A 12,986-nucleotide genomic window follows, 5' to 3' on the forward strand; every position below is an offset into this window, starting at 1 on the left:
GAAATGAAGATCGAACTGTGGCCTCTCGATAAAGTTGTGCCCTACGACAACAACCCACGGCTCAACGACGGCGCTGTCGACGCGGTGGCCAAGTCCATCGGCGAGTTCGGATTCCGGCAACCGATCGTCGTCGACGAAGACCACGTCATCATCGTCGGCCACACGCGCTACAAGGCGGCCCAGAAGCTTTCCCTCGACCGTGTGCCTGTCCACGTTGCCAAGGGGCTCTCAGCCGACCAGGTGAAGGCCTACAGGCTCGCCGACAATAAGACCGGTGAATTGGCCGAATGGAACCTCGACCTGCTACCGATTGAACTGGCTGACCTGCGCGACGCCGAGTTCGATGTGAGCTTGCTGGGGTTCAGTTCCGATGAGTTGTCATCGTTGTTTGACCCTGGCGTTCAAGACGGCCTGTGCGATCCAGACGACGTCCCTGAGCCACCAGATGACCCTGTAACGCGTCCGGGCGATTTATGGGTTCTCGGCGACCATCGGTTGTTGTGTGGCGACTCAGCGAAGCCTGGGGACGTTGATCGTTTGCTTGATGGACAGCCCGTTCATCTGGTCAACACCGATCCTCCTTACAATGTTCGTGTGGCCCCGCGAAGCAACAACGCACATAAGGCGGGTTCGAGGGGACTACGCGCTCAGAACTGCAGCGGAAAGACAACTGGAAAGCTACGTGCCAAAGACCGTCCGCTGGCCAACGATTTCATCAGCGACGAAGAGTTCGACAAGTTGGTCGACGCCTGGTTCGGCAACATTGCTCGGGTGTTATTGCCAGGTCATGCGTTCTACATCTGGGGCGGCGGCTATCCAGGCAGCGGTGGCGCGAAAGGCAACCATGAAACGTATCCGCAGTTCATGCGTGCCCACGGGCTCAAATACGCGCAGCTGATCATCTGGGATAAGGAGCACCCGGTGCTCACCCGCAAAGACTTCATGGGAGCCCACGAATCATGCTTCTATGGTTGGCGCGAAGACGCAGCCCACCGCTACTTCGGACCGAACAACGTCAGCGACCTGTGGCGGCTCAAGAAGGTCAACCCGAACAAGATGGTTCACTTGACCGAGAAGCCGGTCGAACTCGCTGTGCGTGCCATCCAGTACTCCACGCGGACCGGTGAGAACGTGCTGGACTTGTTTGGCGGTAGTGGATCGACAGTCATTGCCGCGGAGCAGACCGACCGGCAGGCGTTCTTGATTGAACTCGACCCGATGTACTGCGACGTCATCGTTGAGCGCTGGGAGACGTTCACAGGACGCAAAGCAGAGCGTCAGTCTGCAGCAGCATCAGCAGCCTCTCAGGAGGCCGTGGAAGCACGGTGACCCGCGATGCTGAGACGACTACCAATCGAAAACGATCGACGCACGAAGCCGTCACTGACCATCCCAGCGGCTATCCAGCTCAGCGTCGTTGAATACGGACTCGTGTGGATGGCACCACTCGCGCTGCTTGAAAGCCCGCTGGAGATTGCGCTGCACCACGCTCTGTCCTACCAATGGATGCTGTTGGCGACGGGCTCGGTGTATTCAAATAGAGACACTTTTTCCACATTCCACCCAGCAGAGGCATTGGGCACCAAGTGGCAACCTAGCGAAGAAAGGAAGCATAGGTATCCATATTTGCAACAATCTAGAGAAGCTGCGTCACACAGGCCCCCTGGGGCTCTTGGGTCCTTCCCGGGACATAGGGGCAATAGCGGGGATGCGAGGCCCAGCGTTTGTACGGGCAGCACGTTAAATCAGGGAAGTAAGTAACATGGCCGATGGAGACCACGCAACCGAGCCGATGCCCGAGGATGCCGCTGCGAGGGTCGATCGGGACCTGATCGCACGCGCTTACAAGAAGCTAGTCAACAAAGAGGATCTTACCAAGCCCGAGCGTGCGGCGCTCAAACGCCACGAGCGGGAGAAAGAGGAACATCTGCGTTGGCAACACTACAAGGCCATCCCGCAGAAACACTGGCGCAAGATGTCCGGCCGCCAAACCAAGGTGCTCAATGAGCAGGCCGCCCGTTACGGCATCCCCTTCGGCGGCGCTCACATCAATCTCCCCAACGTCGTGCGTGCCCTCCATGACTTCTTGGCCGAGAACGCGTACAAGCTGGCGCGGGACGAAGATGATCTCATGCAGGGCGCGGGTAGCCCGGCACTGGAACGCTACCGGGAGGAACGGGCCGCGATCGCCAAACTGGATCGCTTGCAACGTGAACAGCAGTTGCTTCCGCGAGACGAGGTTCGTGAAGCCCTGGGACGCGTCGCAGCGATCCTCCGCGGTGCCGGTGATTCACTGCAACGCCAGTTTGGTTCTGCTGCCGTGGATGCCCTCTACGAAGCACTCGATGATGCCGAGCTAGAACTGGATCGTTTCTTCGGCAAGCGTGACAGCGGGGAGGCCGATGGGCGTTCCTAGTGGAACAATCGCCAGCCCCGCGCAGCAAGACTTGCACTGGTTCCTTGCGCAGTCACGGCCGCGCAAACGTCGTTCGATGAGGGAGTTTGCCGAACGGGAGATTGTTATCCCCGACGGACCTTATTCGGGACGCCGCTATCGCTGTCATAGGCAGCCCTATGCCGGTCTGTGGTTCGATGCGATCGATTCCGGCAACTGGTCCCGGTGTGTGGCAACCGGCCCCACACAGTCCGGTAAGACGCTCAGTTGCTTCGTGATCCCTCTTCTCTATCACCTGTTCGAGATCGGCGAGACCGTCATCTGCGGCTTGCCCGACATGGATATGGGAAGCGATAAATGGCGAGAAGATATCCTGCCGGTGATTGAGCAGTCAAGCTTCCGCGACCTGCTTCCAAAGCGCGGGGGCGGTAGTCGTGGCGGGCGCGTCGAGTCACTCAAGTTCGCCAATGGGGCAACTTTGAAATTCATGTCGGGCGGCGGCAGTGACAAGAGTCGGGCTGGCTTCACCTCCCGTGTGGTCGTGATCACTGAAACCGACGGCATGGACGAGGCCGGCAACGCAAGCCGGGAGAGCGACAAGATCACGCAGCTCGAAGCCCGGACGCGTGCTTATGGCAACCGCAAACGCATCTACATGGAATGCACGGTGTCGACCGAACAGGGACGGACGTGGCAGGAATACCAGAGTGGTACGCAGAGCCGAATCCTGATGCCCTGTGCCCATTGCGAGTCTTGGGTGGCCCCGGAACGCGAACACCTCAGCGGCTGGGAAAGCGCCGGAAGCCAGGCGGAGGCTCGCACATCAAGTTCATTCTGCTGCCCGCAGTGTGGTGAGCTCTGGAATGAAGCCCATCGAATTGAGGCCAATCGCAATGCACGGCTGGTCCACGAGGGACAATCCATCGATTCATCGGGTTGTGTGCAAGGTGACCCCGCGCCCACCGACACGCTGGGCTTCCGCTGGTCCGCGGTCAACAACCTGTTCACCACGGCCGGTGATGTCGCAGCCGACGAGTGGCGTGCCAGCCGCGCGGTCGACGAGGAGAACGCCGAACGGGAGATGCGGCAGTTCGTGTGGTGTGTGCCGGTCGCTCCGAGCAAATGGGAGGAGACATCGGTCGATGCCCATGAATTGTCACAGCGGATGGCTGGTCTTCCCCGCGGTGTGGTGCCCGAGGGGACGTTCCGCCTGACTGCCGGAATGGACCTAGGCAAATACCTCAACCACTGGATTCTCGTCGCCTGGTCCGAAAGCGGCAGCGGACAGATCGTCGATTATGGACGCATTGAAGTGCCCACCGACGACTTGGGCGTTGAGAAGGCCACCGCGGTCGCGCTGCGTGAATTCAAGGATCTGGCTCAGTCCGGCTGGCCAATCGGCAACGCCCACGGAGAGATCGTTCGCCCCAACCAGGTCTGGGTCGATGCGGGCTACATGACGCCGGTTGTCTACGCGTTCTGTCGTCAGATGGGGGAAAAGCGTTACCGTCCCGCCGTCGGCCGCGGCGTCGCCCAGCAACATCGCCAGTGGTACAACCGCCCGAAGACCACCGGATCGATCGTCAAGCACATCGGAGAAGGCTACCACTTCAGCTACCTCCGCGCCGAACGACTGCAACTCGTGGAGATTGATTCCGACCACTGGAAGAGCTGGGTCCATGCACGTCTCACGACGCCGCTGGAGACTCCCGGGGCGATCAAACTCTTCCAGGCTGCCCCACACGAGCATCTAGCGTTGGCCAAGCACCTGACGGCCGAACAGAAGGTCGAGGAGTTTGTCGCCGGCAAGGGCGTCGTGGTGAAGTGGGAACGCTTGCGCCGTCAGAACCACTGGTTCGATGCCCTGTACAACGCCTGTGCGGCGGGCCACTTCTGTGGCGTGCGGCTTGTTGAAGAACACCGGGTTCGCCGGCCGAGGCGGTCGCTGCGGCAGATGGCGGCGGACGTGGGGAATATCGGGGATCGGTAGAGACAGGGTTCTATGTCTCGTCGTGACAACGCGGAGCAGGAATCGCGCAGGACGGCAAATGCGCCACGCTGCTCCAAGCGAGTTAACGGCTCGCGAAACCGGCGTGGGCTATGGTGTGAGTCGAAAACTGCTTACACCACCAGCTGAATTTGTGGAACTGACCGCTTTAAACTGCGGAACTAGCTCCAACTTGATCAATCTACTAAACTTTCCTGGGCAATGAAGACTGCTTGAGCGGCCTTTGAAACAGACAGTCGAACGCCCGACTCCGCAAAGGCTACCGCTCCATGATGAACCTGTCTTGCGTCTTGGTGTCAAAACTGTATGGCACGACCTAGCAATCGCATCGACGAAGAACTTGTCTGTATCGACTCCGTGTGCCACGTTCTTGAAAGCACACTTGGTTTAGTCGTCGGCACTCCAGCGAGAGTCGAGCCTGGGAAAGACCCGCCGGATTTCTGGGTTCAGGTCGACAATGTTGACACTCCTGTTGAGGTTACAAGCATAATACAGCGAGCAGCGTTCAGGCATCACGCGCGGCAAATGGCGAAGACGCTCAAAGAGAGAGCTCTTGATGCGAGGGTTTTGAGCGGAACATATCTGCTGAAATTTCGTCGATTTCCGCCAGTACCTCATCCACGCCGAAAATGCGACCAGCCCATGTATGACGCAGGCTTGGACTATATCACCGACACGGCGAACCTCGACGAGGAAATTGAGCAAGTCATTTTCGCGGAGAGTTCCAAACAAATCGTTCTTAGAAAGTTCAGTCCATTCGGAGCCACCGTTGAAGAGATCCTTACAAATACAGAATGGGCATTCGAATCACAAGAAAATACCCGAGATCTCATTGACGTGGCAGCCCAGGCGAAGATTGAAAAATTGAGCAAAACCGGCCATTCGCCGAGGGACACCATCCTCGCACTATACGACGCATACGCATTTCTTTCATTCGACGAAATCGCCGAATGCACGGCGGACCTATTGAGTCTTCAGGCATTCGCAGCGGTTTACTGGGCATCCGCGTTCGCCGGTCGGAATAATTTCATCTATCCTGATCAGCCGGGGCGTGACGGCGGGTTTATTACAAGCACTATCGCGGAGTGGCGAGGCGCAAACTCCCTACCAAGCGAAGGCAAAACTTGAAATGCCTGGAGAAAGCGGCTCACGGCGATCGCTACGCAAGTTCCCAGTATTCCATGGTGACGATTGATGACGCGAGAACGGGCATTCGTTAAACGCCAACGAGACGTCAATGCGTTCGCCGAACTATCGCACGGTAACGCGGTAATACTCGAGAACGCGCAAAAGAAACGCGATGGTTACTTCTACGAGGCTATGGCCTCAGTTGTGCTGTCCGCGTTCAAATTTGAGGCTTTTCTAAATCATCTCGGCCCGCGGGTATTCTCTTTCTGGGCCGACGTTGAACGGTTGCCTCACGCAAACAAGCTTGAAATCCTGGCGACTGAATTAAACGTGACGATCGATCGTAGTCGCCGCCCCTTCCAAACATTGACGGAACTCTTTCGGGCACGCGACGGAGTCGCACACGGCAAACCGGAGTTTCTCGAAACGAAAACCGAAGAAACGGCAACGCGAGAGGAACTACGGCGACGCAAACCGCTCACAAACTGGGAAGCCGTTTGCACCATTGAATTCGCAGAGCGAGCGCATGGAGATACCGAGGAGATTGCACGGATGCTTTGGATCGCAGCAGGCTTTGATGAAATGGAGCTTCACCAATCCGGCCATTCGTACTCGATTTCGAACGTGCAATAAGAGCAGAATTGGCTGGTGGCCACCACCTCCGGTCACGCTCCCCGGTGTGCGTCCCCGCTGGAGCGTCCTACGGAGGGCACGAAATCCACTCGTATGTCATTCGTCTTCGGGAGGATCGCTCGGCTTCTCAGTCAGCATCGAGTTGACGGCGTTCACCAGCGTGATTGCCTCACGCAACGCCGCCGCGCGTTCGTCGGGTAGCGTTTCGAGGTAGCCGTCTGGAACCTCGTATTGCCGCCTCCATGGTTCGACTGTTGGAATTAAGCGGACGCGGATTCCCTCAGCGTCTCCACCGCCGCTAGTATCGGACAACAAGATGTCCTTAAGGCATGAAGCGAGGTCCACCGCACAGTCCAGATCACCGAAAACATCGGGGGATCGGTAGACACACTGCTCATACCGACGGAAGCAGCTAGATTTCTTCGACATCATTTGGCTCTTTCGAAATCAGGAGAACGCTTTGACGTGAGACGACTGACTCACGGCGACGAGCAGGTGCTGCTCTCTTCGAATGGAGCCTCCGCTTCCGACACTTAGCGCGCTAATTCCTGTTGAGCAAATCGATTTTTTGCAGATTCGCTACGTGAGTTAAACATGGCAGTCCTGCGGGCCGACGAAGTTCGGTTGGAAAATTGGCCGCGCGCACCAGCCTCCGCTCGCGCTCCGCGTGAACATTCTCGGAAACCGACGAAAAAGCTGCGGAAATAAGGCAGATCCGCTTGCTGCGTCGCCCGCCCCATGGCTCATGTGTGTAACGGCAACCGACACACGAACCGGAGCAGACCAGATGCCCAAGAACGAAACCGAAACGGACCTCCGCAAGATCTTCGCAGCCATGGACGCCGACCGCGCCCAAGAGATCCGCGAGGCCTACTACAAAGCGATGGAGGGCCTGTACGCCTTGGCCGAATCACTCGAAACCGAGGACGCAAAGCAGCCGGAGACGGCCGGACCGCTTCTGGAAGAACACTTCCGTGCAGTCGCCGCGATCGATGCGATGAAGGGCAGCCGACTGGGAGCGGTTCTTTAATCGCATTCGACGATTGTCGCCAACGCAGGGCCAATTCGTCCGGCGTTTTCTCGTTGGGGCCACACGTTTGCGCCCGGTCGCGTCGTAGTGCCGTCTGCGACTGACCCTGCGGCCATCGCACTGAACCGCACACCGTGCCCGCTGTCGCGTCACGTGCGGTCTCTTAAAAGCTGTCGAATGCTGTCGGATTCAGCTTGATGCGTTTCCAGCCCCATGGCTCATGTGTGTCACCGCAAGGCGGTTTTCAATCCACACACAAATGGACCATGAACATGGACATCGACACCCTGATCGAGATTCTCAGCGACTACCGCGAAGAGTTCGGCGGCGACGCAGAGGTGCGTCTGATGACGCAGCAGTCTTGGCCTTTCGAGAACGGCATCTGCGGGCTCACCAGCGGCCGCGAGCTGAACGATACGGACGACGATGACGACGAGGACGTCGCCGACGAACAGATCGTCTACATCGTCGAGGGCGGGCAGCTTGGCTACGGCAGCAAGCGAGCCTGGGAAACCTGCCGCGACTGCTAACGGCCGGGCGTGCGCGGCCCACGGAAAGAGTTTCTGGAAATGCTGCAGATTCTCTTTCCGCAGCGCTTGCTGCGGGCCGGACCGCATGGCTCATGTGTGTTAACGCGAAACGCCCAACCCCACCGACACGGAGACGCAAACATGAACGACGCGACACGCCAGAACGTCGACGACGCCTACATCGCCCGACACGCCCGCGCGACCGAGCTGCTCGGGACGCTGCAACGGATTGTCGAGGACATGCCGGCCCCGGGCGGCGAGACACGAATCAACTGGGGCGACGTCGGGTCACTGGGATACCTCTGCGAAGAGCTTGAGTACCTGAGGGAGCATTTGGAACCGACCGAGGAGTGATCGACCGAAGCCGAAACGCCGGCGTGGGCCGGGCGTCGCGGCGGGTGGTACCCGCCGCCTGATGATGGCAGCCACCCATCGAAGATTCCAATCGAGCGGAGACAGACGAATGAAGAACGCAGACGTGAAAATCGGCGGCGAGTACTACGCCAAGGTGACGAACAAGAAGGTGGTTGTGCGAATCGATGCGGCCAATGACGCCGGCGGCTGGGACGCGACGAACCTCTCGACGAACAAGTCGGTGCGGATCAAGACGGCGGGTCGGCTCGAGGGCCCAGCACGGGCCGCGCGATCGGCCGACGCGGCCACCGGCAAGCGTGCCCGAAAACGGGTCGCCAAGGGGAAGACGGGCGGGGAGAGCGGCAACGGTCGCGGCGAGAAGAAGTTCTCGTGCCTCAGCGCCGCCGCCACAGTCCTCCAGGAACGGGGCGAGCCGATGAACACCCAGGAGATGATCGCCGCGATGGCCGAGGCCGGCTACTGGACCAGCCCGGGCGGGAAGACTCCCCACGCGACGCTGTACTCGGCGATCCTGCGCGAGTTGAAGAAGGGTGACGAGTCGCGGTTCGTGAAGGTGGAGAGGGGACGGTTTGGGGTACGCACCTGATCATGCAAATAAGAGCCACGCGATTACGGAACCAGCAAAGAAGGTGCTCCCTGCGAATGAGACAGTGACCGTCAGCCAAAAGCTCGGCTTGCCTGTGACGAAACGCACAAAAAACACGACGGTGGCTGTCATCGCGGTTGTTGCCGCTAACCCAGCCGTGCAAACAAATACGGTTTGAAGTAGCCCGTCACCAAACAGAAAACGATCAACAATTAACCGCTCGCGTCGTTCTCCCACTACCTGCGGATCAACCATAGTTGAAAACGCGTAGATCGTGATTAGCGTCCAAGAAACGGCAAGCCCAAAAACAAGAGTCCCGACTGATATTAAGAGCGATTGCCATTGAGATGGTTGTATGCAACGCTCAGAAATCGCGCAGTTGCGCGGTGGCTGAAATGGTGTTTCAGTCGACAAATGTTTTGATTGGTGCTGGAGAAGATGCGTATCCAAAAGCCGGCAAAAGGCAACGATCACGTGGTCGCCGCGAACGACGCGACGTCAAAGTGACTTTACTCTTGGTTCGCGATCCGCCCGATTCGGCATGTCCACCCATGACGGCCCGCACTTCGATCGGGCTTCTTGAACCCAGCCCATGACGTTCGGCTCGTTCCTCGCGAAGTCAATGGCTTGCCTGTTATCTGCTGAGATGCCGCTCGCGTTCGCCTGAACTCTCCGCGTCAGTTGCAGCATTCATTCCCAATCGGAGTGAATAGGAATGGTCTTGGTGGAATGTCACCGCGTAACAAAGGGCCTCGAAATAGTTTGCCTTAACGCGAGCGCGAACCTCGGGCTCAAAGCGAATCTTCATGGTGCGGATGACATTCGATCCGCGGTCGACAAGAATCTCCAGCCGAACACGATCATCCAACATGTAAAGATGCACATTGGGACGCGGTACGGCGGATAGATTGCGTGGCACAAACCCCCGCGCTTCATCATACTCAGTTGTGGTCGCACCCACAGCGATGAGTGTACGCTTCGCGTCGTCGAATTGCATTCCGATCCTGACGAACTGATGGTCCTCCGTCTCACCTGGAGGTGTTGCGCAGCAGGTTGCCGTGGGAAAAATGAGTAGCGCAAAACCGAGGAGCAGAAGTGTGCTACGCATTGAGTAATCAGCCCGAAAACTTTAATAACAGCAACAATCACGTGGTCGCCGCGAACGACTCTGCATTCCCATAAGCTCAACTCAGCGACTCACGTGCATCCGCTGGTTCGCCAGTTATTTCGAGAGGCCCTTATAATTTGCCAACCCAGTTCCATTCTACGCGTTGTTTGAAGACGTGCCATCTACGGACCGGATGCCGACGGGAAGTCTGTGAGAAGCGACCATAATGAAAACGTAAACGGTGGATCATTTTCACAATCTGCGAATTCCTTGGCACATCGCACGAGCCACGCACCGGGATCTCGGTCGAACGGTGCGGATGATCCGGAAGCGTTGTAGATGACCTTTGCCGTGTTTTCAGCAACATACAAGAGATAATGATCCAGTTTCTCGATCGGTCTCCGTTCGGCGGCTAGTGTCAGTTTTCGTACACGCGAGAAAGCGTCGTGCGCAAGTTTCCATTTTTTCGGGTCAGATGCCAAATCAATTACGTATTGGATTGGCTTTGGAACATTGGCGACTCGATGACAACACGCCGCCAAAATGCTTGCCGCCCATTCCGGCCGACGGTCGTTGGGCACAGATGAGTAGATTGCGACTCCGGCAGCAAGCGGATCAGTGTTCCATTCTTCGCGTGAAATCTTGTCCGCAGTCATCGAGTATTGAGCATTGATTGGCGAACGGCGGGGTTCAGCGGGGCCGCGCGGACGACTCTCCGCTTCAAAAATGTCGACTCGCGGCCTCCGTTGCAACCCATTGTTCGCCGCATTGTTTACGGCACCATCGATATGGGTAGCCCCGCGTGCAGCGTAGTTTATCGCAAAACAACAAAACGGGGTGAGCCTGAAATCCGTCATCAGTGCGCACCATTCTAATCTTGACGGAGGTCAGCGTTCAAAGCCGAAGCAATCGCGCGTGCACGCTCAAGCACGAGTTCCGTGTTTGCAGCATCGAAATCAACATTGATGCAGTGGAATTCCGGTGGTCCCCATGCAAATGTTGCCATCCGTTCGCCATTCGCAATGAAGTGTGCGGTATCCGCAGGCGGGCGTAGGATGATGGGCCGTCCATTAGCTGGATTGCGGCCCGGACGACCTTCAGGCCGAACCAAATCGGTGGCCTTGTCGATGTACGCCAACCAATCATCGTGCATGAGAGGTTGTGTGTCATCGTCAGCACGAATCGTGGCGTATGCATCCATTTGATTCAGTCGGATAACGGTAGCCGTCACCGAGGACGGTCGAGAAAGCTTCCACTTCAAAAACCGCGCAAGCCGTTCTTCGGTGCACGGCATGGTTACCCGGCATTGTCTACTAGAAGAAGCGCGGCATCAACTTGAAACGCACCGGGATCTTCTTCGAGTTCGGAACCGGAAGCAGTGTCGCACGTCCCTGGCGAAGCGGTACGCCATAATGATCTCGCACCGCATCCTTGATCGCAGCCAACGCAACTCGGTCATGGAAAATGTGCTCACCTTCCCACGCCAATGGCATTCCAGCTGGGTGGGGGTTCCATTCGTCAACATGCACCTGCTCAAGATATGAATTGGGATCAACGTATGAAAAATGCCCGGAGAACCGATTCAGTATCGGAGCAAGGAAATCCCGACGGACATCGGACGAGACGTCAGCCTTATGATTGTCGTAGGAAAACATGAAAACAAGCCGGGCCGCATGCGACGTCCGGGTATCGATCGAAGGGAATTCAGCGGCCGCAGCGTCCACCACGGCGACGAATGCCTGCCAGTCCGCACGATCGATCGGACTTGCCCAAACATGGACGTTGGAAAGCTGATGACAATTTGTGTCAGGCTGAAACGGCCTAGTTGAAAACTGCAGCGTCAGGTGGCGGTCGACAGATGACAAACGGGCATAATTCAAAAGCTCAGCCGACGCTTCCTCGGCGCTGATGAACGGGAACTGAAACCGAGTGCGCACACGAGCAGCAACCAGATCGGACAGAGCCAAGTCGACAACGGAGCGTTCAGCGATCACGTTCAATTTGCCGGGTAACGATACGGTTCAGCGGGGCCGCGAGAACGGCTCTCCACTTCAAAAACGTTCACTCGCGGCCTCCGTTGCAACCGATGGTTAACCGGCCATTTCCAATTAATCATCGTGTTGACGGCGTATCCGAGGAGGAATGGCATCGGGCGTACTCGATGGGTAATCAGCCAGCCAGATTGTTCGCCAAGTTCCTCCAGGCTGTTCGACTACGTTAACCGTTGCATGCGTGAGGTGGTATCCATCAATCGGTGCAAAAGTTGCGGCGATGATGAATGCCTTTGAGTCACGAGGATCGGTATCGACCTTCCAATAGAATTCAAAATCTTTGAAGTGCTGTAGCGGCACCTGGATACTACCAATCCGTGCGAGTCTCGACTCAAACTCCTCGACTGAGCACCCACCAGGAAAGTCCGTAAGTTCGTCGATTACATCCTGAATCAACACTGGGTGTTTGGTTAGGTCCTCGAAGGACGTCGTGGAGGGACGATAAGGCCACGGGTATGCGACGAAGATGACTGCGCATCCAGTAATCGCAACGAGCAGCGTCCGAGTCGTAAATCGAAGAAATCGCACGTCAGTCACGGCGGGTAACGATAACGATCACGTGGTCGCCGCGAATGACTAACCACTTCAATAAACTCAACTCGGCGGCTCACGTGCATCGTCTGGTTCGCCGCTTTCTACCATTGGGTCGATGTGGGCGTCGGAATTCGGACGCTGTGACGGCAGGAATACATTCTGAAGGATCCAATTTCCGCCGACCACCAGATAGACACCGATGATCAGATGAGGGATGCCACCAGCCGCCCATCCTGCAGAATGAGGATCGACAACGACACCATATCCTTGAGCAGCATACGCCCGTCCCTGCATAACACCTTGAACAAACCCGCCGAGTATTGCACCAAGTCCGTCAGCAACGAGGAGGACGCCAAGTAGGCGCAATCCAAGTTGCGCAAAAGGCAGAAGTGAATGCGAGTTTATCGCGGGTGGGATATCGGCGTGCTGCGCGGGCTGCTTCTCGGACGGTGGTCGGTATGGTGAGTCACTCAAAGGCAAATCCGTCAAATGGCTTTCGTCTCAGTCGGCGAACGGTAGGGTTCAGCGGGGCCGCGCGAGCGACCCTCCACTTCAAAAACCTAAACTCGGGGACTCACGTGCATCCGATGGTTATCCGAGATTCCGTG

The 12,986-nt window shown here is 57.4% G+C and carries 16 protein-coding genes and 1 other RNA gene; 10 read left to right on the forward strand and 7 right to left on the reverse strand.

All coding sequences use genetic code 11. From position 1 onward, the window contains the following. Positions 1–3 precede the first annotated feature (3 nt). From FYK55_RS17045 to FYK55_RS17065, 5 genes are all read left to right on the forward strand, one after another. Positions 4–1,329, forward strand: a complete 1,326-nt coding sequence (locus FYK55_RS17045) for a DNA modification methylase (protein WP_150077630.1) — start codon at positions 4–6, stop codon at positions 1,327–1,329. Positions 1,330–1,762: 433 nt separating this feature from the next. Further along, positions 1,763–2,416 (forward strand): hypothetical protein, encoded by a 654-nt coding sequence (locus tag FYK55_RS17050; RefSeq protein WP_150077631.1) that lies wholly within the window; start codon positions 1,763–1,765, stop codon positions 2,414–2,416. 76 nt (positions 2,417–2,492) lie between these two features. Further along, positions 2,493–4,385, forward strand: a complete 1,893-nt coding sequence (locus FYK55_RS17055) for a terminase gpA endonuclease subunit (protein WP_161604574.1) — start codon at positions 2,493–2,495, stop codon at positions 4,383–4,385. Between the two features lie 324 nt (positions 4,386–4,709). Beyond that, complete coding sequence (locus FYK55_RS17060) at positions 4,710–5,531, forward strand: hypothetical protein (RefSeq protein ID WP_150077633.1); 822 nt, start codon at positions 4,710–4,712, stop codon at positions 5,529–5,531. A 66-nt stretch (positions 5,532–5,597) separates the two neighbouring features. After that, a complete protein-coding gene (locus FYK55_RS17065; protein WP_150077634.1) occupies positions 5,598–6,164 on the forward strand; it encodes a hypothetical protein in 567 nt (188 codons plus the stop codon). Positions 6,165–6,260: 96 nt separating this feature from the next. On the opposite strand, the gene FYK55_RS17070 is transcribed toward FYK55_RS17065, so the two are convergent. After that, positions 6,261–6,596, reverse strand: a complete 336-nt coding sequence (locus FYK55_RS17070; protein ID WP_161604575.1) for a hypothetical protein — start codon at positions 6,594–6,596, stop codon at positions 6,261–6,263. A 355-nt stretch (positions 6,597–6,951) separates the two neighbouring features. Here FYK55_RS17070 and FYK55_RS17075 point away from each other — a divergent pair, with 355 nt between their 5' ends. The 5 genes from FYK55_RS17075 (at position 6,952) to FYK55_RS17095 (ending at position 8,685) form a co-directional block, all read left to right on the forward strand. Further along, positions 6,952–7,194 carry a hypothetical protein gene (locus tag FYK55_RS17075; protein ID WP_150077636.1) on the forward strand — a complete coding sequence of 81 codons (243 nt, stop codon included), beginning with the start codon at positions 6,952–6,954 and terminating at the stop codon, positions 7,192–7,194. Between the two features lie 272 nt (positions 7,195–7,466). Next, on the forward strand, positions 7,467–7,724 hold the full coding sequence (locus tag FYK55_RS17080) for a hypothetical protein (RefSeq protein ID WP_150077637.1): 258 nt from the start codon (positions 7,467–7,469) through the stop codon (positions 7,722–7,724). Positions 7,725–7,865: 141 nt separating this feature from the next. Continuing rightward, positions 7,866–8,078, forward strand: coding sequence for a hypothetical protein (locus FYK55_RS17085; RefSeq protein WP_150077638.1), 213 nt, complete (start codon positions 7,866–7,868; stop codon positions 8,076–8,078). A gap of 8 nt (positions 8,079–8,086) precedes the next feature. Then, an RNA gene (locus FYK55_RS17090) (hammerhead ribozyme type II) lies at positions 8,087–8,155 on the forward strand. Between the two features lie 32 nt (positions 8,156–8,187). Beyond that, positions 8,188–8,685, forward strand: coding sequence for a winged helix-turn-helix domain-containing protein (locus FYK55_RS17095; protein WP_161604576.1), 498 nt, complete (start codon positions 8,188–8,190; stop codon positions 8,683–8,685). On the opposite strand, the gene FYK55_RS17100 is transcribed toward FYK55_RS17095, so the two are convergent. From FYK55_RS17100 to FYK55_RS29155, 6 genes are all read right to left on the reverse strand, one after another. Continuing rightward, on the reverse strand, positions 8,686–9,159 hold the full coding sequence (locus tag FYK55_RS17100; RefSeq protein ID WP_150077640.1) for a hypothetical protein: 474 nt from the start codon (positions 9,157–9,159) through the stop codon (positions 8,686–8,688). Between the two features lie 160 nt (positions 9,160–9,319). Further along, positions 9,320–9,682, reverse strand: a complete 363-nt coding sequence (locus FYK55_RS17105; protein ID WP_150077641.1) for a hypothetical protein — start codon at positions 9,680–9,682, stop codon at positions 9,320–9,322. Positions 9,683–9,975: 293 nt separating this feature from the next. Beyond that, positions 9,976–10,650 (reverse strand): hypothetical protein, encoded by a 675-nt coding sequence (locus FYK55_RS17110; protein ID WP_150077642.1) that lies wholly within the window; start codon positions 10,648–10,650, stop codon positions 9,976–9,978. A gap of 14 nt (positions 10,651–10,664) precedes the next feature. Beyond that, positions 10,665–10,994: a hypothetical protein gene (locus FYK55_RS17115; RefSeq protein WP_150077643.1), complete on the reverse strand. Its 330-nt coding sequence runs from the start codon at positions 10,992–10,994 to the stop codon at positions 10,665–10,667. A 112-nt stretch (positions 10,995–11,106) separates the two neighbouring features. Next, a complete protein-coding gene (locus FYK55_RS17120) occupies positions 11,107–11,787 on the reverse strand; it encodes a hypothetical protein (RefSeq protein WP_150077644.1) in 681 nt (226 codons plus the stop codon). Positions 11,788–12,438: 651 nt separating this feature from the next. Next, positions 12,439–12,867 carry a hypothetical protein gene (locus FYK55_RS29155; RefSeq protein WP_161604577.1) on the reverse strand — a complete coding sequence of 143 codons (429 nt, stop codon included), beginning with the start codon at positions 12,865–12,867 and terminating at the stop codon, positions 12,439–12,441. Positions 12,868–12,986 lie beyond the last annotated feature (119 nt).

The sequence above is a fragment of the Roseiconus nitratireducens genome (assembly GCF_008629675.1).
Taxonomy (GTDB): Bacteria; Planctomycetota; Planctomycetia; order Pirellulales; family Pirellulaceae; genus Stieleria; species Stieleria nitratireducens.

Coding starts and splice junctions, on each gene's coding strand:
- FYK55_RS17085 (WP_150077638.1), top strand. CDS start 7,866: ATGAACGACGCGACACGCCAGAACGTCGACGACGCCTACATCGCCCGA.
- FYK55_RS17105 (WP_150077641.1), bottom strand. CDS start 9,682: ATGCAATTCGACGACGCGAAGCGTACACTCATCGCTGTGGGTGCGACC.
- FYK55_RS17065 (WP_150077634.1), top strand. CDS start 5,598: ATGACGCGAGAACGGGCATTCGTTAAACGCCAACGAGACGTCAATGCG.
- FYK55_RS17095 (WP_161604576.1), top strand. CDS start 8,188: ATGAAGAACGCAGACGTGAAAATCGGCGGCGAGTACTACGCCAAGGTG.
- FYK55_RS17050 (WP_150077631.1), top strand. CDS start 1,763: ATGGCCGATGGAGACCACGCAACCGAGCCGATGCCCGAGGATGCCGCT.
- FYK55_RS17060 (WP_150077633.1), top strand. CDS start 4,710: ATGGCACGACCTAGCAATCGCATCGACGAAGAACTTGTCTGTATCGAC.
- FYK55_RS17110 (WP_150077642.1), bottom strand. CDS start 10,650: ATGACGGATTTCAGGCTCACCCCGTTTTGTTGTTTTGCGATAAACTAC.
- FYK55_RS17115 (WP_150077643.1), bottom strand. CDS start 10,994: ATGGATGCATACGCCACGATTCGTGCTGACGATGACACACAACCTCTC.
- FYK55_RS17070 (WP_161604575.1), bottom strand. CDS start 6,596: ATGATGTCGAAGAAATCTAGCTGCTTCCGTCGGTATGAGCAGTGTGTC.
- FYK55_RS17045 (WP_150077630.1), top strand. CDS start 4: ATGAAGATCGAACTGTGGCCTCTCGATAAAGTTGTGCCCTACGACAAC.
- FYK55_RS17055 (WP_161604574.1), top strand. CDS start 2,493: ATGAGGGAGTTTGCCGAACGGGAGATTGTTATCCCCGACGGACCTTAT.
- FYK55_RS17080 (WP_150077637.1), top strand. CDS start 7,467: ATGGACATCGACACCCTGATCGAGATTCTCAGCGACTACCGCGAAGAG.
- FYK55_RS17075 (WP_150077636.1), top strand. CDS start 6,952: ATGCCCAAGAACGAAACCGAAACGGACCTCCGCAAGATCTTCGCAGCC.